22 protein-coding genes are annotated in these 21,996 nt (G+C 61.2%); 8 read left to right on the top strand and 14 right to left on the bottom strand.

What is annotated here, in order from left to right:
- Positions 1-19: 19 nt before the first annotated feature.
- Genes IB277_RS35150 through IB277_RS35140 form a run of 3 tightly spaced genes read right to left on the bottom strand, consistent with a single transcriptional unit; the run spans position 20 to position 2,949 of the window.
- The gene (locus tag IB277_RS35150; protein WP_034794772.1) at positions 20-1,102 is read right to left on the bottom strand and encodes an ABC transporter ATP-binding protein; all 1,083 of its coding nucleotides are present in this window, start codon (positions 1,100-1,102) and stop codon (positions 20-22) included.
- Positions 1,103-1,136: 34 nt separating this feature from the next.
- Positions 1,137-2,030 (bottom strand): carbohydrate ABC transporter permease, encoded by an 894-nt coding sequence (locus IB277_RS35145; protein WP_034794776.1) that lies wholly within the window; start codon positions 2,028-2,030, stop codon positions 1,137-1,139.
- On the bottom strand, positions 2,023-2,949 hold the full coding sequence (locus IB277_RS35140) for a carbohydrate ABC transporter permease (protein WP_034794779.1): 927 nt from the start codon (positions 2,947-2,949) through the stop codon (positions 2,023-2,025). Before IB277_RS35140 ends, IB277_RS35145 begins: the two co-directional genes overlap by 8 nt.
- A 143-nt stretch (positions 2,950-3,092) precedes the next feature.
- Between IB277_RS35140 and IB277_RS35135 the strand changes: the two genes are divergently transcribed.
- The 3 genes from IB277_RS35135 (at position 3,093) to IB277_RS39065 (ending at position 5,966) form a co-directional block, all read left to right on the top strand.
- Positions 3,093-4,283, top strand: coding sequence for a glycoside hydrolase family 88 protein (locus IB277_RS35135; RefSeq protein ID WP_192373015.1), 1,191 nt, complete (start codon positions 3,093-3,095; stop codon positions 4,281-4,283).
- A 68-nt stretch (positions 4,284-4,351) separates the two neighbouring features.
- Positions 4,352-5,416 carry a LacI family DNA-binding transcriptional regulator gene (locus tag IB277_RS35130; RefSeq protein ID WP_192358054.1) on the top strand — a complete coding sequence of 355 codons (1,065 nt, stop codon included), beginning with the start codon at positions 4,352-4,354 and terminating at the stop codon, positions 5,414-5,416.
- Between the two features lie 250 nt (positions 5,417-5,666).
- Complete coding sequence (locus IB277_RS39065) at positions 5,667-5,966, top strand: hypothetical protein (protein ID WP_034794785.1); 300 nt, start codon at positions 5,667-5,669, stop codon at positions 5,964-5,966.
- A gap of 92 nt (positions 5,967-6,058) precedes the next feature.
- Here IB277_RS39065 and doeB read toward each other — a convergent pair whose 3' ends face one another.
- The 10 genes from doeB to IB277_RS35080 form a co-directional block, all read right to left on the bottom strand.
- Positions 6,059-7,069 carry a N(2)-acetyl-L-2,4-diaminobutanoate deacetylase DoeB gene (doeB, locus tag IB277_RS35125; RefSeq protein WP_192373013.1) on the bottom strand — a complete coding sequence of 337 codons (1,011 nt, stop codon included), beginning with the start codon at positions 7,067-7,069 and terminating at the stop codon, positions 6,059-6,061.
- Between the two features lie 3 nt (positions 7,070-7,072).
- Complete coding sequence (gene doeA, locus IB277_RS35120) at positions 7,073-8,254, bottom strand: ectoine hydrolase DoeA (RefSeq protein WP_034794791.1); 1,182 nt, start codon at positions 8,252-8,254, stop codon at positions 7,073-7,075.
- Positions 8,255-8,288: 34 nt separating this feature from the next.
- Positions 8,289-9,281, bottom strand: coding sequence for an ectoine utilization protein EutC (eutC, locus tag IB277_RS35115; protein WP_192373011.1), 993 nt, complete (start codon positions 9,279-9,281; stop codon positions 8,289-8,291).
- Entirely contained in the window at positions 9,278-10,279 is a 1,002-nt protein-coding gene (eutB, locus tag IB277_RS35110) for a hydroxyectoine utilization dehydratase EutB (protein WP_192373009.1), read from the bottom strand. Before eutB ends, eutC begins: the two co-directional genes overlap by 4 nt.
- A gap of 2 nt (positions 10,280-10,281) precedes the next feature.
- Complete coding sequence (eutA, locus tag IB277_RS35105) at positions 10,282-11,058, bottom strand: ectoine utilization protein EutA (RefSeq protein WP_371813755.1); 777 nt, start codon at positions 11,056-11,058, stop codon at positions 10,282-10,284.
- Positions 11,058-11,720, bottom strand: coding sequence for an ectoine/hydroxyectoine ABC transporter permease subunit EhuD (ehuD, locus tag IB277_RS35100; RefSeq protein WP_034794801.1), 663 nt, complete (start codon positions 11,718-11,720; stop codon positions 11,058-11,060). The genes eutA and ehuD overlap by 1 nt, the downstream gene beginning before the upstream one ends.
- A gap of 2 nt (positions 11,721-11,722) precedes the next feature.
- A complete protein-coding gene (ehuC, locus tag IB277_RS35095) occupies positions 11,723-12,382 on the bottom strand; it encodes an ectoine/hydroxyectoine ABC transporter permease subunit EhuC (RefSeq protein ID WP_034794803.1) in 660 nt (219 codons plus the stop codon).
- 68 nt (positions 12,383-12,450) lie between these two features.
- Positions 12,451-13,293 carry an ectoine/hydroxyectoine ABC transporter substrate-binding protein EhuB gene (gene ehuB / locus IB277_RS35090; RefSeq protein ID WP_371813759.1) on the bottom strand — a complete coding sequence of 281 codons (843 nt, stop codon included), beginning with the start codon at positions 13,291-13,293 and terminating at the stop codon, positions 12,451-12,453.
- A gap of 72 nt (positions 13,294-13,365) precedes the next feature.
- Positions 13,366-14,151 carry an ectoine/hydroxyectoine ABC transporter ATP-binding protein EhuA gene (gene ehuA, locus IB277_RS35085; protein WP_034794806.1) on the bottom strand — a complete coding sequence of 262 codons (786 nt, stop codon included), beginning with the start codon at positions 14,149-14,151 and terminating at the stop codon, positions 13,366-13,368.
- Between the two features lie 122 nt (positions 14,152-14,273).
- Positions 14,274-15,695 (bottom strand): PLP-dependent aminotransferase family protein, encoded by a 1,422-nt coding sequence (locus IB277_RS35080; RefSeq protein ID WP_246812890.1) that lies wholly within the window; start codon positions 15,693-15,695, stop codon positions 14,274-14,276.
- A gap of 67 nt (positions 15,696-15,762) precedes the next feature.
- Between IB277_RS35080 and IB277_RS35075 the strand changes: the two genes are divergently transcribed.
- The 5 genes from IB277_RS35075 to IB277_RS35055 all read left to right on the top strand — a co-directional run bounded on the left by IB277_RS35075 (position 15,763) and on the right by IB277_RS35055 (position 20,731).
- Positions 15,763-16,245: an Lrp/AsnC family transcriptional regulator gene (locus IB277_RS35075; RefSeq protein ID WP_060608022.1), complete on the top strand. Its 483-nt coding sequence runs from the start codon at positions 15,763-15,765 to the stop codon at positions 16,243-16,245.
- A gap of 118 nt (positions 16,246-16,363) precedes the next feature.
- A complete protein-coding gene (locus tag IB277_RS35070) occupies positions 16,364-17,860 on the top strand; it encodes an NAD-dependent succinate-semialdehyde dehydrogenase (protein ID WP_192373003.1) in 1,497 nt (498 codons plus the stop codon).
- A 37-nt stretch (positions 17,861-17,897) separates the two neighbouring features.
- On the top strand, positions 17,898-19,286 hold the full coding sequence (locus IB277_RS35065; RefSeq protein WP_192373001.1) for an aspartate aminotransferase family protein: 1,389 nt from the start codon (positions 17,898-17,900) through the stop codon (positions 19,284-19,286).
- Positions 19,287-19,560: 274 nt separating this feature from the next.
- On the top strand, positions 19,561-20,025 hold the full coding sequence (locus IB277_RS35060; protein ID WP_060581353.1) for a transposase: 465 nt from the start codon (positions 19,561-19,563) through the stop codon (positions 20,023-20,025).
- A 133-nt stretch (positions 20,026-20,158) separates the two neighbouring features.
- Positions 20,159-20,731, top strand: coding sequence for a hypothetical protein (locus IB277_RS35055; protein ID WP_192372999.1), 573 nt, complete (start codon positions 20,159-20,161; stop codon positions 20,729-20,731).
- Positions 20,732-20,929: 198 nt separating this feature from the next.
- Here IB277_RS35055 and IB277_RS35050 read toward each other — a convergent pair whose 3' ends face one another.
- Positions 20,930-21,988: a response regulator gene (locus tag IB277_RS35050; protein WP_060581351.1), complete on the bottom strand. Its 1,059-nt coding sequence runs from the start codon at positions 21,986-21,988 to the stop codon at positions 20,930-20,932.
- Between the last annotated feature and the right edge of the window lie 8 nt (positions 21,989-21,996).

Below are 21,996 nucleotides of genomic sequence, written 5' to 3'. Positions count from 1 at the left end.
TTGAGATCTCTCTTTGCGATCAATGGCCGATGCGGTCGCCGGCCCCGTCGAACAGGTGGCAGTTTTCCGCGGCAATCCGGACGTCCAGCGTTGAGCCGGCAGTGATCGGGCGTTGGCCATCGAGAGCAACCGTCAGCGACTGCCCGTCGGTGAGCCGCCCGTAAACGATGGTCTGACCGCCGAGATGCTCGACATGGACGACCGTCAGCGCGCCAAGTTCGAGCCCGCCGGTCGCGTCGATACCGATATGTTCGGGCCGCAGGCCGAGGCTGACCTTTGTGCCAACCGCGATGCGCTCCTCGATCGGGAGCCGCGCAATTCTGCCGGCAACATCGATCGAGATACCGCCGTCGCGGATGTCGCGTGCGACGGCATCGAGGAAATTCATCTTGGGCGAGCCGATGAAGCCGGCGACGAAGCGGTTGGCGGGCCGGTTATAGATCTCGAGCGGCGTGCCGTGCTGTTCGATGACCCCGGCGCGCAAGACGACGATGCGGTCTGCAAGCGTCATTGCCTCCACCTGGTCATGGGTGACGTAGATCATCGTCGCGCCGATATCCTTGTGCAGCTTGGCTATCTCGACGCGCGTCTGGACGCGAAGCTCCGCATCGAGATTGGACAGCGGCTCGTCGAATAGGAAGATCTTCGGGTCGCGCACGATTGCCCTGCCGATCGCTACGCGCTGCCGCTGGCCGCCAGAGAGTTGCTTCGGCTTGCGGTCGAGCAGATGGGTAATCTGCAGGATGTCGGCGGCCTTGCGGACCCGCTTGTCGATCTCCGGCTTCGGCATCTTTGCCGTTTCGAGACCGAAGGACATGTTCTTGTAGACGCTCATATGCGGGTAGAGCGCATAGGACTGGAAGACCATGGCGATGCCGCGCTGGCTCGCCTCCTTCTCGTTCATGCGCTCGCCGCCGATGGAAAGTTCGCCGCCGCTGATCGGCTCGAGCCCCGCAATCATGCGCAAAAGGGTCGACTTGCCGCACCCCGATGGGCCGACGAAAACCACGAACTCTCCGGAGCCGATCGCCAGATCGACGCCGCGGATGATGTCGAGATTGCCAAAGCTCTTCTTGATCTTGCTCAAAGCCAGCGTCGTCATCGTTTCCGTCCCTATCTCTCAATTCCAGTTGGTGTCAGCGCTTCATGCCGGTTGTCGCGATGCCTTCGATCAGCAGTCGCTGGAACAGCATGAAGAGGATGAAGATTGGCAGCACCGTCAGCGTCGACATGGCAAAGAGCGAGCCCCAGTCCGACGTCCCGGTGGAGTCGACGAAGGTGCGCAGACCGAGCTGGGCGGTGTATTTTTCGATGTCATTCAGGTAGATGAGCGGCGCAAAGAAATCGTCCCAGGTCCAGATGAATGAGAAGACCGCTGCCGTCGCCAACACCGGCGTTGAGAGCGGCAGGATCACCTTCAGGAAGATGCGCAGCGGGCCGCAACCATCCATGATGGCCGCCTCGTCGAGCTCGCGCGGGATGCCCCGGAAAAACTGCACCATCAGGAAGATGAAGAAGGCGTCGATCGCCAGGAATTTCGGCACCACCAGTGGCAGGATGGAGTTCACCCAGCCAAGCTTCAGGAACATCACATATTGCGGGATCAGCACCGCATGCTGCGGCATCATCAAGGTGCCGAGCATCAGTGTGAACCAGAAACCGCGCCCCTTGAAACGCAGGCGCGTGAAGGCATAGGCCGCCATCGAGCAGGAAATGAGGTTGCCGATGACGACGAGCAGCGAAATCACCAGCGAATTGAAGAACATCCAGCCAAAGCCGATACTCAAGCCGGTCCAGCCGCGGCGATAGGCATCGACTGTCGGGTCAGTCGGGATCAGCCCCGTCGAGGTGAAGATCTCGCTGTCCGGCTTGAACGAGCTCGCGACCATCCAGAGCAGCGGATAGAGCATGAGAAAGCTGACCGCGACGAGCAGCGCATAAAGCAGAGCACGTTTCCACGGGGATGTGCCAGATACGCCGGCGTCGGCGCGCGAAGCGATGGTGGTCGTCGAAAGAGCGGCATCAGTCATCGTAGTGAACCCAGTACCTGGCTGTCAGGAATGACATGGCGGTGAAGAAGGCGATGATGAGCACCAGGACCCAGGCCAGCGCCGAGGCATAGCCGAAGCGGAAATTGGTGAAGGCCTCCTGGTAGAGGTAGAGCGTGTAAAACAGCGTGGAGTCGATCGGACCGCCGGTTCCGTCGCTGATGACAAAGGCCGAGGTGAAGGCCTTGAAGGCATCGATCGTCAGGATCACGGCATTAAAGAAGATCACTGGCGTCAAAAGCGGTAAGGTGATCTTGAAGAACTGCCGGGCCTTGCTGGCGCCATCTATGCTTGCCGCCTCGTACATGTCCTGCGGGATCTGACGCAGACCGGCAAGAAAGATGATCATCGAGGATCCAAACTGCCAAACCGCCAGGAGAACGAGCGTATAAAGCGACGTCGAAGGGTTCGAGATCCAGCTTGGCCCTTCGAAACCGAACAACGCGTTAAGCGCCTGATTGAGTAATCCGTCGCCGGCAAACACCTGTCGCCACAGGACCGCCACGGCGACGCTGCCGCCGACCAGTGACGGCAGATAGAAGATCGCACGAAAGAGCGACAGGCCTTCAAGCCCCCGGTTCAGCGCCACTGCCACGGCAAGCGCAAAAAGCAACTTCAAGGGAACCGACAGCAGCACGAAGGTGAAGGTCACGTTCATCGCCGTCCAGAAGCGCGGATCATCGGTCGCGATGCGCACGTAGTTCTCCGCGCCAACCCAGTTTGCTGCGCCAAGGCCGCTGTAGTCGGTCAGAGACAAATAGAACGAGGCGACAGCAGGCCCGAGCGTCAGCAGAAAAAAGCCAATAAGCCACGGGGTGATAAAGCCGTACCCGGCCAGGCTCTCTGCGAGCCTGAACCCGCTGCCGGCAGCCGGCCTTTCAGTTGTCCCTAATGTGGACATTGTATCTCTCTCCAGCGATGCCCGGCTCCTCCCGAGCATCCGACTCCTAGCGGCTAGAAATTTTCCCGTCAACAGAAAGTTTCGTAGTTGACGAAATTATCGTATTTGTGCGAAAACTTCACGAAACCAACGTGAGGCTTATCATGCGCATCGAACGAAACAGCTACTTCAACGCGGTCGAAATGGTTGGCAATCGCCCCAATCGCGAACGTCACCAGCAGGCTTTGGAACGCTGCATTGCCAAATTGCGCCAGACCATGCCGACAATCGGTCTGCGCAATCCGAAGATTGGCCTGCCGGATCAGACGTGGAGCTATTGCGGGCCCTTTGACTGGGTCGTGAGCTTTCACGCCGGCCAGCTCTGGCTTGCGCTGGAACTCACGGGCGATCCCAGCTTCCTGAACGCCGCCCGGGGCCGCCGCGCCATTTTTCGCGACATCTTGCGCCATCGCGATGCGCAAGACCACGATCTCGGCTTCCAGTTTTCTTTGAGCTGCGTTGCGGAGTGGCTGCTGACAGGCGACCGGGAGGCTCGCGACCTCGCTCTTGAAGCTGCGGCGAGGCTGCTTGAGCGCTATCGCCCGGATGCACGATATATCCAGGCCTGGAATGCTCGCTCGATCCACGGTGGCATTCGCTCCGAATTCGTCAATGGGCGCGTCATCGTCGATACGATGCAAAACCTCGCGCTGCTACACTGGGCCCACCGCGAGACCGGCCGCGGCGATTTTGCCGAAGCCGCCGATGGCCACGCCGAAACAACCCTGAAGCACCTGGTTCGCGCCGACGACACAAGCTTCCACACCTTCCTGTTCGACCCTTCAAGCGGTAAGCCCCTGCGCGGGGAGACCCATCAAGGATATGCGGACGATTCCTGCTGGTCACGCGGCCAGGCCTGGCTGATCCATGGCTATGCGCAGTGTGCGGCAACCACCGGCAACCCTCACTTCGCCGACGCCGCCAGACGTCTGGCTGCCAAGGCCGAAGCTCTGATGGGCGACGACGGCGTCCCCGTCTGGGACTATTCGGTTCCTGATGCCAAGTCAGCGCCCCGCGACAGTTCCGCCGGCGCGATCATGGCGGCCGGCATCTTCATCCTCGCGGGGCTTTGTGAACCGGAGGAGGCACAACGCTGGTACGCATTTGGCGATCGCCTGATCGGCGGCCTGCTCGACACTTGCGATCTGACGGGCGACCCCAAGGCCGAAGGGCTGCTCGCCCATGGCGCAGCCCATGCCAGCGCCGGCTATTCCGATGCGATGCTGCCCTACGGCGACTATTATTTCATGGAGGCGCTGATGCGTTCGCTTGGGCACACGCGCTTCTTCTGGTAGTGGACGATCATGACCATGCAGCCGCGATCAATCTCGCCCACTCCGGCCAGATAGGAACCTTCGTCGAAATGGATGACGAATCGAACGCCCCGACACTCAAGGACATCGCCGACGCCGCGGGCGTTTCGGTCGCGTCCGTATCGAAGGTGCTCAACAATCGCGGTGGCGTCGGCGACGAAAGCCGGCGCAAGATCCTCGATCATGCGGAGCGCCTGGGCTACCAGGTCCGGGCGGCCCGCTCGCTGATCCGCGCCGGCGTCGAGAGCACTGTGCTGGTGATGCCGGCACAGTTTTATGCCAGTTCGGCTTTCTACGAGGACGTGATCCAGGGCGTGCTTGCAGAGGCCAGCACAAGCTCGCTCAGGATCGACGTCAGGCTTGTCTCGCTGGATGCGGAGATCGCGATCAGCGAAATCTCTGACATTCTGCGCGACATCCGCCCGGGCGCCCTTGTCGTGCTCGGCATGGACCATCCCGTCATGATCGACAGGATCGTCGATAGCGGCATCCCGGCCGTCATCATCAACGGCATGGACCGGACGATGCGGCTCTCATGCGTGCTGCCCGACAACTGGTCTGCCGGCTGGCTCGCTGCACAAAGATTACTTGCGGCCGGCCACCGCGAGATCGTGCACGTGACAATTCCCCACCGCCTGTCGCTACGCCGGCGCCTTGAAGGCTTCCGGATCGCGCTGGAGGAGGCCGGAATTGCCTTCGACGAAAACAGACACGTCTTTGATCTCGGTCGCATGGGCCTGCAAGAGCCCGACACCACTCCGGCGATACGGCAGGCCATAAAGCAGGGGCGTTTCACCGACACAACCGCGTTCTTCTGCAGCACCGATCTGATCGCGATCAACGTCATGCAAGCTCTCGAAGCGAGTAGTCACTCGGTTCCGGAAGACTTCTCGATCATCGGGGTCGACGATATCGCGATCGCCCGGCACAGCCGCCCGCCGCTGACGACGATGCGGATCGACCGGGGTGAGCTTGGCCGTGCCGGCATCCAACTCCTGCTGGAACGGATCAACGACCCCGAAATCAATGTGCGCCGGGTGAATCTCGGCGTCCGCTTGGTTGAACGCTCCACAGTCGCCGTACCAAGGAGCAGCCCTCACGCGAAAAGAGCGTAAGGGGTAGCAGGAACGAAAGCGCCTCTGCCTGGCGCGCACCACGTTCGACGGACGAGACCCGTGTGTCGGGAGCCCGGAGCCGTAAAATGATGCGGTCAACCACACGGCCACTCTCACGCGTGGCCGCACCTCACCTGCCATCGATGGATGGCTGCGTCACGCCCCACAAGCCATGTCACGCAACTGTCACGCGCAATAGATCAACGAGACTGCTAAGAAGTAGAAAAGTTATCATTGCTCGAGTGGCAACATGCCCCGATACCTCTTTCATATTCACCTGTCCGGCAGGATCAGTCGCGATGACCATGGAGCGTTTCACGCCAATGACAGTCAGGCGGTGACCAATGGCAGGTCGATCGCCGACAAGATCGCTGAAGACGACAGGCACCGTAGCGTCATCGTGACTGTCGAACGAGCCGGCGGCGTTGTTCTGGCCCGCGTGACTGCCAGGAGGGCAATGCCACCCTGGCAATCTGCGAGTTCGAAATTCGAACACGCTTGGAGAGAACTGTCCGACCTTGACGTTAGCCAATTCCGCAGGGCGCGTTAGAAATCCTGGCCCTGTTTTATTGACGTCAGCGAGGCGTCCCCTTTCGGTTAGGGGATGGCTCGCACGCAACGGTCGCCGGTGGTCCTTAAGCCCTATGCCGCGACAATAGTTGCGAGCACGCTGACGCAATCACCGGATTTGACGAGCCCGGGGAAATGGCGAGCGACGAGGATGCCGTCCATCTTTGCCCGTATGTTCAGCGGTTCGTCGCCTGTACGGCCGATCGGATAGATGCGGGCGACGATTTCCCCGCTCCTCACCTGGTCGCCGAGATCGACGAACGGTTCAACAAGGCCGCCGTTCTCGGCAAAGCAAAAGCAGTTGCCGTCGGGCATGTCGAGCCACGTGGTTTCACCGCTTTCGACTGCCCCTTTCAAGATACCTGCCGCCTTCAGCACGTTGGAAACGCCCGCCTTGGCGATACGCGCGCTCCTGGCCGTCGCCGTGCCGCCACCGCCGAGCTCGGTGGTGATGAAGACCTTGCCCATCTCCTCCGCCGCCGTGTCGTACATGCCGACGGCATCGATCTCCAGCATCTTCATCGACCATGGGGCGCCGAAGGCCCTGACGAGTTCGAAGGATTTTTCCTCCTGTGCCTTGTCTGGCAGCACATGGGCGGCGCAGAAAGGCAGAAAGTCGAGCGTCTTTCCGCCTGAATGAAAGTCGAGCACGATCTCGGCAAGCGGTAACAGCGTGCGCTGGAAATAGTCCGCGATCTTCTGGGTGACCGTGCCGTCCGGCGTGCCTGGAAAGCTTCGGTTCATGTTGCCCTTGTCGATCGGCGAGGTGCGGGTGCCGGCCAAAAAGGCCGGATAGTTCATCGCCGGCACGATGATGACGCGGCCCGTGACGTCATCGGCCTTCAGCGTGCGGGCGAGATCGAAGAGCGCAATCGGGCCCTCATACTCATCGCCGTGGTTGCCGCCGGTGAGAAGGGCCGTCGGGCCCTCCCCGTTCTTCACGACTGTCACCGGGATCATCACCGAGCCCCAGGCGGAATCGTCGCGGCTGTGAGGCAGACGCAGGAAACCATGCTGAACGCCCTCGGCCGAAAAATCGACCGTAGAACTGATCGGCGAAGGACGAAGGTTGATTTCCCGCATGGCTCAATCCTTCACGAGCAGTTTGCGCGGCACGTTGGCGAGGCACTCGACACCGCTCTCGGTGATCAGGATGCTTTCCGTGGTCTCAAAGCCCATGTCCTCGAGCCAGAGGCCCGTCATGAAGTGGAAAGTCATGCCGGGTTTGAGTTCGCTGCGGTCACCTGGACGCAGGCTCATCGTGCGCTCGCCCCAGTCCGGCGGATAGGAAACGCCGATGCCGTAGCCTGTGCGATTGTCCTTCACGATGCCGTACTTCTTCAGCACGGCGAAGAAAGCGTTTGCGATATCCTCGCAGGTATTGCCGGGCCGGGCCTTTTCGAGGCCTGCCTCCATGCCTTCCAGCGTCGCCTTCTCGGCATCGAGGAACGCCTGTGTCGGCTTGCCGAGAAAGACGGTGCGCGACAGCGGCACGTGATAACGGTGGTAGCAGCCGGCAATCTCGAAGAACGTACCTTCGCCTCTCTTCATCGGCCGGTCGTCCCAGGTCAGGTGCGGCGCGGAAGCCTCCACGCCCGAAGGTAACAGCGGGACGATTGCTGGATAATCGCCGCCGATGCCATCGACCCCTCGGGTACCGGCATCGTAAATCTCCGCGACCAGATCGCATTTGCGCATGCCGACCGCGATCTTGTCGAAGATGCGTTCATGCATCTTTTCGACGATCCTTGCGGCGTTGCGCATGTAGCGGATTTCGGCCTCGCTCTTGACCGCGCGCTGCCAGTTGACGAGTGCGGTCGCATCGATGAAACGCGCATTCGGCAGGTGCTTCACAAGTGAAGCGAAGGCGGCGGCGGAGAACCAGTAATTGTCCATCTCCACGCCGATCGTCAGCTTGTCGAGGCCCCGTTCGGCGAGCTTGGCCGAGAGGTAATCCATCGGGTGGCGCTCGGTGGACTGCACATAGTGGTCCGGATAGCCGACGATGTTCTCGTGTTTGAGGTAGGCGGTGAATTTGGCGCCGTTGGCATCCTGGCCGCGGCCATACCAGATGGGCTCGCCCGTCGGCGGCACGACGACGCATTGGTGCACGTAGAAAGACCAGCCGTCATAGCCGGTCAGCCAGTTCATGTTCGACGGATCGCTGACGATCAGCACGTCGATGCCCTTGGCTTCCATCGCTTTTCGCGTTTTTTGAAGACGCGTTTCATACTCCGGAAGCGAGAACTTCAGGTTCGCTTGTTTCATCGGTTTTTCCTCTATACCCGGCGAAAAGCCGGTCTCAACTCTCGAAGATCGTGCCGGCGCCCGCCATTGCCGCGCGGGCGCCAGCAAGCGTAGCTATGGCGGTGTCCTGAATGCCCGTGCCGGTAAGGTCCGCCACGGTGATCTGCTCGGGGCCGCTGCGGCCCGGTTTGCGCCCGGCGACGATCTCGCCGAGTTCGGGGAAGATCGTATCCTCCGTCACGAGGCCCGCTTCGATGGCATGATGCAATTCGCCGAGCCTGCGCGTCTGCTTCAGGCTATCGGCGACATAGAGGCCGGCGGTGGCGACAATGGCGGGCTCGATCTCGTTTTTGTGCTCGGCGTCCGACCCCATGGCCGTGACATGCTGGCCAGGCTGGAGCCATTCGGCCCGAAGCACCGGTGTTTCGGAAGGCGTGGTGGTGACGATGATCTCCGCACCATCGACAGCCGCCCGGCCGTCGGCCTCCGCCCGAACCGGAAAGCCGAGCTTCACCGTCAAGTCCGCAGCGACGGCCTCGGCTTTAGCAGCATCTCTCGCCCAGATGCGCGCTTCGCGGATCGGCCGCACCAGACTTAAGGCCTCAAGCTGCAACCTTGCCTGCATGCCGGCGCCGAAGATGGCGACAACCGCGGCATCCGGGCGCGAAAGTTGTCGAGCCGCGACCGCGCCGGCCGCCGCTGTGCGCACATCCGTCAGGTAACCGTTGTCGAGCAGGACGGCCTCTACCAGGCCGGTCTTCGCCGAAAGCAGCACCATCAGGCCGTTGGTGCTCTGCAGGCCGATCTTCGGATTATTGAAGAAGCCGGGGCTGATCTTGATGGCGAAACCGTCGAGACCGGGCACGTAAGCCGTCTTAACATCGACCTCACCGCGCTCTTCAGGGATGTCGAGCCTCAGGATCGGCGGCATCGCCACCGCTTTGGTGGCAAGCGCGTGAAACGCTCCTTCGACGCAGGCAATGGCATCGAGATCGAGCGGAACGATACGCCTGAGTTCCGCCTCGGTAAGAATTCTCATCGCCGTCATGCCGCGGTCTCCGCTAGCGGATCGACCCCGCCATTGATGACCCGTCGATGCAGGTCCATGTCGACATTACGGCCGGAGAGGATGACCGCCACCGGCCCCTCCAGCCGGCCAAACCGGCGGGAAAGCAAGGCCGCGATGCCGACGGCCCCTGCCCCCTCGATCACCTCGCGCTCCTGGGAATACGCATGCCGCATACCGGCCGCGATCTCGGCTTCAGACAGCAAGATCACGTCGTCGAGCAGCGCGCGGCACATTTCGAAGGTCACGGCGTTATCAAGGCCGATGCCGCCACCGAGGGAATCGGCAAGGCTTGCCACCTCCTCGACTTGCACCGGCCGCCCTGCGCTAAGGCTCGCCTTCATTGCCGCGCCACGTTCCATCGTAAGGCCGATGACGCGGGTCTTCGGTGACCGCCCTTTCACGGCCGCGGCGACACCGGCCGCAAGCCCACCGCCGGAAAGCGGCACAAAAACCGTCGCCACATCCGGCATTGCCTCGACGATCTCCAGACCGAGCGTGCCCTGCCCGGCAACGACCGTTCGATTATCGAAGGGTGGCACCATGACGAGACCCTCTTCAGCCACCAGCCGATCCACTTCATGCTGGGCTTCGTCCTGCGATTTGCCGACGATCAGGACATTGGCCCCAAGCCTTCGGATGTCCGACACCTTGTTGTTGGGCACGAGTTTGGACACGCAGATTGTCGCGACTGATCCTGCGGCCTTGGCGGCATGGGCGAGCGCCCGGCCGTGATTGCCGGTCGAGGCGGCGACGACACCCCTCGCCCGCTCTTCCGACGTCAGCGAGAGCACGGCATTCGTGGCGCCGCGGAGCTTGAAGCTGCCTGTCGTCTGGTGGTGCTCGAGCTTCAGGCCGACGGGCACACCGAAGCGTTCGCAGAGCGAAGCGGAAAGCACGAATGGCGTATTCAAGACCCGGCCCTTTATGCGCCGCGCCGCCTGTTCGATATCCGCCACTGTTACGGGAAGGTTCGACATCGCTACCGGTCCAAATAGGCAAGTGTCATGAGTTGCCCGAGATCCGGCCGTGCCGTCTCATTGCCGCAGAGGCGCAGGCAGGCCCAGGCAGTGGCGAGATTGCTGGTAACGACCGGCTTGCCGATGACGGCCTCGATCTCGGCCGCGACGCCTGCCGCCCGCACCGCCGTGCACGATATGAAAAGCGCGTCGCTGTCTGGCGCCGTCGCTTGCTTCGCAAAGGCGACGATTTCGTCCGGAGAAATGCGCGCCATCGCCCGGTCGTCATCAAGACCGAGGCAAGTGAAACGGGCGATGTCGAAGCCAAGCGACACGAAATAGTTAGCCATCGGCTCGCTGGTCTCGATCGTGTAGGGCGTCAGTACGGAAATCCGCTTGGCACCGAACGCCTTGAGGCCAGAGGCCGCCGCCGCAGTCGGCGTGACGACGGAAGCACTTGGCTTGGCCGCATGGATCGCCGCCTTGACTTGCGCGTCGCCGATGACGACGGACGCGGAGGTGCAGGAATACATGACAATGTCTAGAGGTTCGTCCGGCAGGATCAGTGCGGCCGCTGATGTCAGCGAGGGCTGCATGGCGCGCAAGTTCTCCGGCGTCACCGGGTTCGCGTAGGGAATGCGCGTCGCATAGACGCCAATCTGCTCGCTTGCCACCATGCGATGGAAGTCCACTTCCGTGGTGTGGTCGGTCGCAAGGATGATCAGGCCGATGCGCTTGTCGAGCGGACGCTCATCCAGCTTCGGCATGCGCGAGGAAAGTGTAAGATCGACCGCTCGCATCAGCGCTCCTCCACTTGGGCGTATCGTTCTTCCAACCAACGCAGGAAGACGACGGAGATCAGGCTCATGATCAGGAAGAAGACCCCGACCAGCGTCATCGGCTCGATGTAGCGATAGCTGCTGTTGGCCACGCTTTTCGCCTGGTTCATCAGTTCGAGCACTGTGATGGCGGAAAGGAGCGGTGTCTCCTTGAACATGGCGATCAGATAGTTGGCGAGCGCCGGGATCATCGGCGGGATCGCCTGTGGCAGGATGACGTGAACCCAGGTCTGGCGGCCGGTGAGGTTCGTCGCCTTGGCCGCCTCCCATTGGCCGCGCGGCACGTTCTCGATACCGGCGCGGTAGACCTCCGCCGCATAGGTGCCATAGTGGAGCCCAAGGCCGATGATGCCGGCGAGCATTGCCGGCAGGCGAACGCCAATATCCGGCAACACGAAGAAGATGAAGTAGAGCTGGACAAGGAGCGGCGTGCCGCGAATGAACTCCACGATGAAGCCCGTGACCTTCGCAATCGGCTTAGGCGCGGTCATGCGCAGGATGGCAAAGACGAGGCCGATGATGGCAGCGAGTGCCGCGCCGAAAACGGTTGCCAATATGGTGATCTTCAGACCCTCAAGCAGGGTCGGCATGATTTCCCAAACGAAATTCCAGTCCCATTCCATCGTCAGGTCCTCACGCCATCAAGGCCGCGTGTTACCCGGCGTTCCAGCCAGCGCATGCCGTTGGAGATGGCGAGTGCCATCAGGAAGTAGAGCACGAGAATCGTTGCGAAAGGAACGAGCGTGCTGCCGGTCTGGGCGCGGACCACCTGGGCCTGAAAGGTCATGTCGGTGAGCGAGATCAGCGACACGACGGCCGTACCCTTCAAGAGCTCGATCGCGTTGTTGCAGAAGGTCGGAAGCATCAGCGGCAGGGCCTGCGGAAGGACAACGTAACGCATCGACTGATAGCGCGAGAGATTGAGCGCTATGCAGGCCTCGCGTTGCTCGCGGCCGATCGCCTTGACCGCGCCGCGCACGACCTCCGCCCCATAGGCTCCCACGTTCAGTCCCAGCGCCAGTACGCCGGCCTGAAGCGGCGACAAGGTGACGCCGGCGAATGGCAGCACGAAGTAGACCCAGAACAGCTGGACGAAGATCGACGTGCCGCGGAAAAACTCGATATAGGTGGTGGCAAGCGCGCGAACCACGAAAATGCGGCTGACGCGTCCAAGACCCGCGACGAATGCCATGACGAGCGCGAGCAAGGAGCCGAGCACGGTAAGCTCAAGCGTCACGAGCGCGCCTTCAAGGATCAGCCCTATGTAGCCGGACCAGTCGGTCATCGTTCTTCCATATACGAGGGAGCGGACTGCCTCTCCCCGGTTTGGGAAGAGGCCCGATTGCTGCGGCCTTACTTGGCGGCGCAGAGCTTTTCGCGGGTCGTCGACATCGCGGCCGCGGCAGAGAAGCCATAGGGTTCGATGATCTTGGCAAACTCGCCCGACTGCTTGAGCTTTGCGAGTTCCACGTCGAAGGCATCGCGCAAGGCTTCCTCGCCCTTCTTGAAGGCCGCGCCGTCGCAATAGACCGGCGCGCCTTCAACCGGCGCCACGACTTCGACACTGGGGTCGTTCGCCTTGGCGACAAGAGCGTTGATGGAAAGCACCGGCAGAGAATAGACGTCGATACGGCCGTCCTGCAGCATCTTCAGGCCGCTCTGGCCATCCGGAACGACAATGACACGATCGCGCGGGACGCCGGCTTCGAGCGCGAGCTTTTCTTCCGTACCGCCACCTGGCGCGCCGATCTTGGCGTCCGGGTTGTCGGCGATATCCTTGTAGCTCTTCAGCTTCAGCGGGTTGCCCTTTTTCAGCGCGAAGGCTTCGGCATCACAAAGGATCGGTTCTGAATAGGCAACGGCGTTGCAACGTTCCGGCTTCATGAAAAGGCCGGCAGTGATGACGTCGTGGCGACCGGCCTGAAGGCCCGGGATCATCGCGCCATATTCAGAAATCGAGGCGACGATGTCTTCGACACCAAGGCGTTTGAAGACCTCACGCGCGACGTCCGGAGCTGCGCCAGAAACCTTGCCGTCGGCGGCAACTGCCGTAAAGGGCGGTTCGTTGGCGATGGCGACACGGGCGAAACCCTGTTCCTTCAGTTCCTCAAGCTTGCCGTCGGCCCAGGCTGGCGCTGTGGCAACCATTGCCGTGAGGGCGCCCGCGCTGGCGGTTATGGTCAAAAAGGTTCTCATGCTCATAGTTGCGAACTCCTCTGGCTGTCCCTGGTTTTTGTTTGGAGCCTTGTTTCCGGGCGGCAAAGCCGCTCAGACGCGGTGCCCTGCCGCGATGATCTTGCGCAGGAAGGTCTGCGTGCGTTCCTGCTTGGGCGTGCGGAAAATCTCGTCCGGCTTGCCCTCCTCGACGATCTTGCCGCGGTCGAAAAAGAGAATGCGATCGGCAAAATCATGGGCGAAACCCATCTCATGCGTGACGAGCAGCATGGTCATGTCTGTTTCGACCGCAAGCTTGCGCATGACATTCAGCACTTCTTCGACCAGTTCCGGGTCGAGTGCCGAGGTCACCTCGTCAAACAGCATGATCTTTGGCGAAAGAGCCAGCGCCCGGGCGATCGCAACGCGCTGCTTCTGTCCGCCGGACAATTGCGCGGGCATGCTCTTTGCCTTGTCGGCCATGCCCACCATGTCGAGAAGCTCCATCGCCCGCTTCTCCGCCGCGGCCTTCGCCATGCCTTTCGTCAGCATCGGCGCGAGCGTGACATTGTCGAGCACGCACTTGTGCGGGAAGAGATTGAAGTGCTGGAAGACCATACCGATCTTCTCGCGCATCTTGTGCAGATGGCGGTCGTCGGCCGGCGCGAGGCTGCCGTTCTTCGGCATATGATAGAGCTGGTCGCCGTCGACCTCGATATGGCCGCCGCTGATCGCCTCCAATGTCATGAGAATGCGCAGGATCGTTGTCTTGCCCGATCCGGAGGGACCGATAAGCGCCAGCTTTTCGCCCGGCAGCACGTCCATCGACAAACCGTCGAGTACGGTCAAGGGACCGTAGCGTTTGGTGATGTTGTCGATGCGGATGATCGGCGCTGCCATGCATGTCTCTCCCTATTGAGACAAGTGATGGAGCAACGATGCGCGGCAAACAAAATCATGTCAATGTCAATAATAATATCAGTACAATTATTCTGACATCGCCCATTTGCAAGGCAGTTCACTCAAATCGCGAGCAACAGCGCTTCTGGATTTCCGCTGGCGAGTGAGGCGAGAATGCCAAGTCCGGTGCGCAATTCCTGCTCGGTGGTCGAGCCGAGCGAAATGCGCACCGCCGGCTGCCAACCCTGGTCGGCCGTGCGGAACGAAGAGCCGGGCGCAATAGCGACACCGCGCAGACGCGCCTGGGATACGAACCCTTCCTCCGCATGCCCTTCCGGTAAGGGTAGCCACACATGCAGGCTCTGCGGATGGCTATAATAGGGCAAGCCCGCAAGCGCATCCTCGGCGATCGTGTGACGAACGCCAAGTGCCCGGCGCTGCCAATTGACGAGTTCCATCGCCGTGCCGTCGCTGACCCAAAGTGTTGCGATCTCGGCGATTGAAGGCGTCGCCATCCAGTTGGAGACGAGATGGCGGTTGGCAGCCGCTGCGACATAGCGATCCGGAGCGGCAAGATAGCCGATGCGCAGGCCCGGTACCGTGATCTTTGTGAAGCTGGTGACGTAGAGGGTGCGCTCCGGCGCATAGGCCGCAATCGGCGGCGCCCGACCTTCCACAAGCGGCCCCAGGATGTCGTTCTCGATGATCGCGATATCGTGGCGTCGTGCGACCTCGGCAAGCGCCTGCCGGCGCTCAGGCCCCATCAACGCCGCGGTCGGATTGATCACCGAGGGCTGGAGAAAGACGGCGCGGATGACGCCGGTGCGGCAAGCTTCATCCAACGCCTCGGGGATCATGCCTTCGCGATCGATCGGCAAGCCCTCGAGATGAAGGCCAAGGTAGCTGGAAAGCGGCACAAGCGTGTGGTGGCTGATCGCCTCGGTCGCAACGGTCGAGCCCGGCGGAGCGACGCTCATCAGCGCCACTGTCATGCCTGAGGTTGCGCCATTCGTCAGACTGATATTGAGGGGCGATACATCGAGACCGCACCGCGACAGCCACTCGGCCGCGACGGTGCGATGGCGCGGGAAAACCATATTCGGCCGGAACGAAAGCGCCGAACTTGACGGCAGGTTCTCCGCCAGCCACCCGAAGGCTGCGCGCATGCGCTCCAGATGGAGTTGCTCGCACACAGGTTTCAGGATCGAGAGATCCACCAGTTCGCCAAGACGCTCCGGCAGGTAGGGCGGCTCAGGCTCCTTCGGCCTTGTCTGCACGAAGGAACCTCGACCAATTTCTCCGGAAATGAGCCCTCGTCGGATCAGTTCGTCGTAGGCGCGGCTGACGGTTTGCACGGAAAGTTTCAGGTCGTCGGCGAGCTTGCGATGCGGCAGCAGGCGCGTCCCGTTCGGCAGATGCCCTTCCTGGATGGCGCGGGCGATCTGCTCGGCGAGGGAGAGATAGGCCGGCCGGCGCAACTGGGATATGTCGGGTCGCCAATTTGTCATGATTTCGACAGTGCTCAAAATCAGTTCAATTGACAATGCCAAAATGGTTTCCCATTGTCTTTTCCTCCGCTTTGACACGATCCCCGCCCGGAGGGCGCCCCGAATGAAACTCGACGCCATCGACCTGCGTATCCTGGAGGCGATCCAGCAGAACGGACGCATCACCAAGCTGGCGCTGGCGGAACGGGCGGGTCTATCACCAACGCCCTGCTGGCTGCGCCTGCGCAAGCTGGAAAAGGCCGGCATCGTCACGGGATATCACGCGCGTGTTGCGGTGCGACGCGTTGCGCCTGTTGCCAGCGTGATGATGGAGGTGACGCTCGCCAATCATCGGCAAGTGGATTTCGAACGCTTCGAACGGGCTGTCGCGACAACGCCCGAGATCGTGGCCTGCTGGTCGGTCGGCGGTGGCGTCGATTACATCCTGAAGATCGTGGCGCGTGATATCGATGCGTACCAGCGCCTTGTCGACAGCCTGCTTGACCGTGAGCTCGGCATCGACCGCTACTTCACCTACATCGTCACCAAGACGGTGAAGGAGGAGACCGTGCTTCCACTCGAGACGTTGCTTCCCCCTTCCGAATAGAGAGATTGTCTACGGCCGGGCCAATCTTTAGCCAAAGTCTCTGACGCCCACCCCGGCAATGGACAATCTGTCCCTCGCCCTCTGGCAGACTCCCTCCAGACACCAAGAGGAGGCTGCCATGACCGCCGTATTTGCCCGCACGACCTTTCACGACGCGCTTGCCCGCCTTGCCGATCCGCACCTCTTAAGGGAGCTCTCCTATGTCGGTGGGCGCTGGATTGCTAGCCGCGACGGCGCAAGCTTCAAGGTGACGGACCCTGCCTCGTCGGCGACGCTTGCCTGGGTCGCAGCCCTTGGTGCCGATGAGGCCGCAGAAGCCATCTCGGCGGCGAGTGACGCACTGCCCGCCTGGCGCAGCATGCTGCCGCAGCAGCGTTCCGCGATTCTTCGCAAGTGGCACGACCTGATACTGGAGTCGCGCGAGGACCTTGCGCTCTTGATGACGCTGGAACAGGGCAAACCACTCGCCGAATCGCGCGGTGAAATCGACTACGCGGCCTCCTTCGTCGAATGGTACGCGGAGGAAGGAAAGCGGCTGAATGCGGAAAGCGTCACCAGCCATCTGCCCGGAGCCGAAATGATCGTGCGGCGCGAGGCGCTGGGTGTCGTCGGGATCGTGACGCCGTGGAACTTCCCCTCAGCCATGATCACCCGGAAGGCCGCAGCTGCCCTTGCCGCCGGCTGCACGGTCGTTGCGCATCCCTCCAGCGAAACGCCGCTTTCAGCGCTCGCCCTTGCCGAACTTGGCGAGCGGGCTGGGCTTCCCGCGGGTGTCTTCAATGTGGTGACCGGCGATGCCGCCACGATCGTCGGCCGCATGAATGCCGATCCGCGTATTCGCGCCATGAGCTTCACCGGCTCGACGCAGATCGGCAAGCTGATTGCGGGCCAGTGCGCTGACACCATGAAGCGGATGGTGATGGAGCTCGGTGGCCATGCACCATTGATCGTCTTTGCCGATGCCGACATCGAGAAGGCTGCCGACATCGCAATGGCGGCGAAGTTCGCCACATCCGGGCAGGATTGCCTCGCCGCCAACCGCATTTATGTCGAGCGCCCTGCACTTGCGGACTTCACGCGGGCCTTCAAGGCTCGCATCGAAGCGCTGAAGGTTGCCTCGGGCCTCGAACCAGACGCCGAGATCGGCCCCCTGATGCACGAGCGTGCCATCGCCAAGGTGGAAGAACAGGTCGCCGATGCGCTGAAGCGCGGCGCAAAGCTGCTGGCGGGCGGCAAGCGCCACAAGACAGGCGCTCTGTTCTTCGAGCCGACCCTTTTGACGGATGTACCGGACGATGCGCTGATCATGCGTGAGGAGACCTTCGGCCCGGTTGCCGCGGTCACCGCCTTCGACAGCGAGACCGAAGTAGTCGCCCGGGCAAACGACACCGAGTACGGCCTCGTCGCCTATGTCGTCACCGAAAACGGAGCGCGCCAGATGCGTCTTGCACGGGCTTTGGAGTACGGGATGGTCGCGATCAATCGGGTGAAGATCACCGGCGGACCGATCCCCTTCGGCGGCTGGAAACAGTCGGGCCTTGGCCGCGAAGGCTCCCGCCACGGCATCGAGGCCTTCACCGAACTCAAATATCTCTGCATCGATACGGCCGCCTGAGCGCAGGCGCCACATTTCATACGCGAAAGGAAAGACCATGCTCGAAAAAAGCAACGAACTCAGCGCCTGGGACCGTGATCACTTCTTCCACCCCTCCACGCATATGGGCATGCATGCGCGTGGTGAAACACCGACCCGGGTGATCGGCGGCGGCGAAGGTGTGTATATTACCGACACCAGCGGCAGGACGAGCCTCGATGCCTTTGCTGGCCTTTATTGCGTCAATGTGGGCTACGGCCGGCAGAAGATCGCAGACGCGATCGCCGAGCAGGCGAAGAACCTTGCTTATTATCACGCCTATGTCGGCCACGGTACGGAAGCGTCGATCACGCTTTCCAAGATGATCATCGATCGTGCGCCGGCGGGCATGAGCCGCGTCTATTTCGGTCTTTCAGGCTCCGATGCCAACGAGACCAACATCAAGCTGATCTGGTACTACAACAACATCCTTGGCCGGCCGGAAAAGAAGAAGATCATCTCCCGCTGGCGCGGCTATCACGGCTCCGGCGTCATGACGGGCTCCCTGACCGGCTTGCATCTATTCCACAACGCCTTTGACCTGCCGCGCGCGCCGATCCTGCACACCGAAGCACCCTACTTCTTCCGACGCCCCGATCGCTCGATGGATGAAGAGCAGTTCTCGCAATATTGCGCCGACAAGCTCGAGGAGATGATCCTTGCGGAAGGACCGGAGACGATCGCCGCCCTCATCGGCGAGCCGATCCTCGGTACTGGCGGCATCGTGCCGCCGCCGAAGGGCTACTGGCAGAAGGTCCAGGCTGTGCTCGAAAAATACGACATCCTGCTCGTCGCAGACGAGGTGGTGACCGGCTTCGGCCGTCTCGGCACGATGTTCGGATCGGACCACTACGGCATGAAGCCCGACCTCATCACCATTGCCAAGGGTCTGACCTCGGCCTACGCGCCGCTTTCCGGCACGATCGTATCGGATAAGATGTGGCAGGTGCTGGTGCAAGGATCCGACGAACTGGGCGCGATCGGCCATGGCTGGACCTATTCCGCCCATCCGATCTGTGCGGCCGCGGGGGTCGCCAACCTCGAACTGATCGACGAGTTGGGCCTGGTTGAAAATGCCGGCAGCACGGGTGCCTATTTCCGCTTTGAACTGACGAAGTCACTCGCTGACCACAGACATGTGGGCGAAGTACGTGGCGATGGCCTGATGGCCGCAATTGAGTTCGTCGAGGATAAGGACGACCGGGTATTTTTCGATCCGGCAAAGAAGATCGGCCCGCAAGTTGCGGCTGCCCTGCTTGAGCGCGGCGTCATCGGGCGGGCCATGCCGCAAGGTGATATCCTCGGCTTTGCGCCACCGCTTTGCCTCACAAAGGACGAGGCCAATGTTGTGGTGAAAGCGGCGGTCGAGGCCGTCACATCTGTCCTTGGCAAAGCAAAGGCAAGATGAGTGCAGCTGCCAATGCACGCAATTTGAACCTTGCTGTCGATGGGGAAGTGCTACGCCGCCCCATCGACAACCGTTGAGCCTGCAGTGCAATTGAAGCCTTGTCGGCGAACGCCGATCTGGACCCTCGGGTTTAGTGTCTAGTTGCTCCAGCATGGAAACTTCTAGCCAATCCGTATACCCTATTGGATCGACACCAAAAATCGACCGGCAAGTAATGTTGACTCTGGTCTTCACTCGGTTGAAAAAAAGGGCGACCATAAAAAAGGGATCACTAATGCCTGACGAAAACACGACGCCAACCAGCCTGGTTGCGGAGGACGCAACGACTGTGCACACACCCGAGCGAGCAAAGCGAAGCGCGACGAAGCGTCAGAAAGCGGCTGGGGAAACCACACGGGCGACTTCGAAGGCAACAGCATCAAAGCAACCCACCAAGTCCCGTAAGTTCAGCGAACAAGATAAACTCGAGAAGCTGAGGCAGATCGGGGCCCAGGTCGCAGACGGCACGAGCACGATCAAAGATGCGATTAAAAGCGCAGGAATATCCGAGCAGACCTACTATAACTGGAAGGGTAGCTTAAAGGCGGATGATAAGACGAGCAAAAAACCCGCATCGGCCAGCGACGAGTTCGCCGAACTGGTGAAGCTCGACGCCGAGAACCAGAAGCTGCGAAAACTCCTGACGGAAAAACTGCGCACTGAGAATGCCGACCTGCGCAAGAGGCTTGGCATAGATTGAGGCCCGGAGAAGCCACGCGCTGAGCGCTGTGGCTCCACCGCTCCATTGGCGGGCGGCTGAGATGCGAGGTTGCACCCGACGTTGTGCAGCCAATCATGCCGCAGCACGTCGATCTACATTGGGTTCAAACTATATGAAAAGGCCACAACGCAGGTTCGTTGTTGAGTTCAAATCCGGCCGCCGTCAGCCAAAAGCGCAAGCGGGTTCGATCTGGGGCAACACAGATCTCAAGACCCTTGCGCGCGAGGTTGAAAACGAAGCGGCTCATCTGTTCGGCCGTCAAGAATTGAATGCCGACGGCGGCATTGATCCCGCCTGTGATGCTGATGTCCCGAGTCTTGTTGACGAACCGGCCGTGATCACGGCGCCCGAACCGACGAATAAGGTGGCTGACCAGGTCGCTGCGGCGTATTTAAATGCCAATGTCGCTGATAAAGCTCGGGAGACCGCAATTGGCCCGCTTACTGTCGCCAGGACCCGCGGTTTACCGAAACGCGCCAGCGGGAAGCATTCTCCCCGCCCCTCCCCGAGGACCGCTTCGGAACCTACGGAGAAACAGTCGGATCTGGAGTCGAGATCGGCGCCGACGATGCCCTTGGAAGAGTTGGTTTCACTTGATGCGGAAAACAGCCGCCTCCGAAAACTGCTGGCGGAACAACTCCGTGCGCAGAACGTAACTCTCAAGAAGATGCTGGAACGGTTTTAGATTCCTCTCCTTCGTTGACGCTCCGATCCGCGACGGCCCGCGTCCAAGTGACGATCACTCGGGTCGATGGCACACAGATTGTAGATCCTTCCTCGATGACGTCGACGGAGCTCGGAGCTGCGCTGGCCTTCTTTGGGCGTCGCCTGCGACGGCCATGAGAAAAGTCGCTCTCCCGTCCGCGAGCAGGGCGACGACTGATCAGCTTTTTAGATTGGCCAGCGGGATGCGGAGCGCCAGACAAAGCCCATCTGTCCGCCAATTTCGCGCCAGCGATCCGTTCAATCCCAAGATTGCCGCTTTCTCCAGCGTCGTTCCAAATCCCGTCCTTTCGGAGCTCTCGGACAAGGGATGTGATCCGTGTTCACTCCACTTGACGTGAAGTTCTTCGTCGATCGTCGAAAGGTCGATGCTCAATTGCCCCGCAGGGCCGGAAAGGGCACCATACTTGACAGCGTTGGTGGTTAGCTCGTGCAGAAGGAGCGCCATTGACGTCAGTGCCTTGTCGCCGAGGGGAGCGTCCGTTCCGGAGATCAGGATGCGAGAGCCGTGAGCGTGGTCGTGTGGCGCAACGATCGCCTTCAACAGCGCCACAACCGTCGTCGCGATGTCTCCGCGATCGTCCTCTCCGACGAGGTCGGGCAGTGTAAGCTCGTGGGCGCGAGACAACGCGTGTAGCCGCGACCGCAGATCAGCCTCGAGATCGGAGACGGTTGTGGCTTGCCTGGCGCTCACCGAGATCAACCCGGCGGTGAGGCTGAACAGGTTCTTGATGCGGTGATTGATTTCCCGCAGCAGGATATCCTTGTGCTCCGCTGCCTGCTTGAGCGCCTGCGCCTGGGCAGCGAGCTCATCTCGTTGCGCGGCGAGTTGCTGCCTTTGCCGGTACAGTTCGAAGAACACGTCGACTTTGCTTGACAGAACGTCCGGTTCAATCGGCTTTTGGATGAAGTCCACCGCGCCAGCCTCGTAGCCGCGAAAGCGGCGTCGGCCGTCTGCAATACCCGCCGTAACGAAGATGATGGGAATGTGCCGCGTGCGTTCGTTGCCGCGCATCAGCTCGGCAAGTTCGAAACCGTCCAGACCCGGCATCTGAACGTCGACGAGCGCGAGCGCCACGTCTTGTTGAAGCAGGATCTCAAGCGCCTGGTCGCCGGACCGCGCCTTCATGAGAAGGCGATCGTCGCGGCGAAGCAGTGCCTCGAGCGATATGAGGTTTTCCTCGAGGTCATCGACCAGTAGAAACGGGACGGGCTCCATAGTTGTTC

The sequence above is a fragment of the Ensifer sp. ENS07 genome, assembly GCF_014852185.1.
GTDB classification, from domain to species: Bacteria; Pseudomonadota; Alphaproteobacteria; order Rhizobiales; family Rhizobiaceae; genus Ensifer; species Ensifer adhaerens.
Note: the sequence above shows the minus strand (reverse complement) of the source record. Positions and strands in the feature narration are given on the sequence as shown.

Coding starts and splice junctions, on each gene's coding strand:
- IB277_RS35075 (WP_060608022.1), top strand. CDS start 15,763: ATGAAACTCGACGCCATCGACCTGCGTATCCTGGAGGCGATCCAGCAG.
- IB277_RS35145 (WP_034794776.1), bottom strand. CDS start 2,030: ATGACTGATGCCGCTCTTTCGACGACCACCATCGCTTCGCGCGCCGAC.
- IB277_RS35060 (WP_060581353.1), top strand. CDS start 19,561: ATGCCTGACGAAAACACGACGCCAACCAGCCTGGTTGCGGAGGACGCA.
- eutC (WP_192373011.1), bottom strand. CDS start 9,281: ATGACGGCGATGAGAATTCTTACCGAGGCGGAACTCAGGCGTATCGTT.
- IB277_RS35065 (WP_192373001.1), top strand. CDS start 17,898: ATGCTCGAAAAAAGCAACGAACTCAGCGCCTGGGACCGTGATCACTTC.
- IB277_RS35050 (WP_060581351.1), bottom strand. CDS start 21,988: ATGGAGCCCGTCCCGTTTCTACTGGTCGATGACCTCGAGGAAAACCTC.
- IB277_RS35130 (WP_192358054.1), top strand. CDS start 4,352: ATGGATGACGAATCGAACGCCCCGACACTCAAGGACATCGCCGACGCC.
- ehuC (WP_034794803.1), bottom strand. CDS start 12,382: ATGACCGACTGGTCCGGCTACATAGGGCTGATCCTTGAAGGCGCGCTC.
- ehuA (WP_034794806.1), bottom strand. CDS start 14,151: ATGGCAGCGCCGATCATCCGCATCGACAACATCACCAAACGCTACGGT.
- IB277_RS35150 (WP_034794772.1), bottom strand. CDS start 1,102: ATGACGACGCTGGCTTTGAGCAAGATCAAGAAGAGCTTTGGCAATCTC.
- IB277_RS35140 (WP_034794779.1), bottom strand. CDS start 2,949: ATGTCCACATTAGGGACAACTGAAAGGCCGGCTGCCGGCAGCGGGTTC.
- IB277_RS35055 (WP_192372999.1), top strand. CDS start 20,159: ATGAAAAGGCCACAACGCAGGTTCGTTGTTGAGTTCAAATCCGGCCGC.
- ehuB (WP_371813759.1), bottom strand. CDS start 13,293: ATGAGAACCTTTTTGACCATAACCGCCAGCGCGGGCGCCCTCACGGCA.
- IB277_RS35135 (WP_192373015.1), top strand. CDS start 3,093: ATGCGCATCGAACGAAACAGCTACTTCAACGCGGTCGAAATGGTTGGC.
- doeB (WP_192373013.1), bottom strand. CDS start 7,069: ATGCGGGAAATCAACCTTCGTCCTTCGCCGATCAGTTCTACGGTCGAT.
- doeA (WP_034794791.1), bottom strand. CDS start 8,254: ATGAAACAAGCGAACCTGAAGTTCTCGCTTCCGGAGTATGAAACGCGT.
- eutB (WP_192373009.1), bottom strand. CDS start 10,279: ATGTCGAACCTTCCCGTAACAGTGGCGGATATCGAACAGGCGGCGCGG.
- eutA (WP_371813755.1), bottom strand. CDS start 11,058: ATGCGAGCGGTCGATCTTACACTTTCCTCGCGCATGCCGAAGCTGGAT.
- ehuD (WP_034794801.1), bottom strand. CDS start 11,720: ATGGAATGGGACTGGAATTTCGTTTGGGAAATCATGCCGACCCTGCTT.
- IB277_RS39065 (WP_034794785.1), top strand. CDS start 5,667: ATGCCCCGATACCTCTTTCATATTCACCTGTCCGGCAGGATCAGTCGC.
- IB277_RS35070 (WP_192373003.1), top strand. CDS start 16,364: ATGACCGCCGTATTTGCCCGCACGACCTTTCACGACGCGCTTGCCCGC.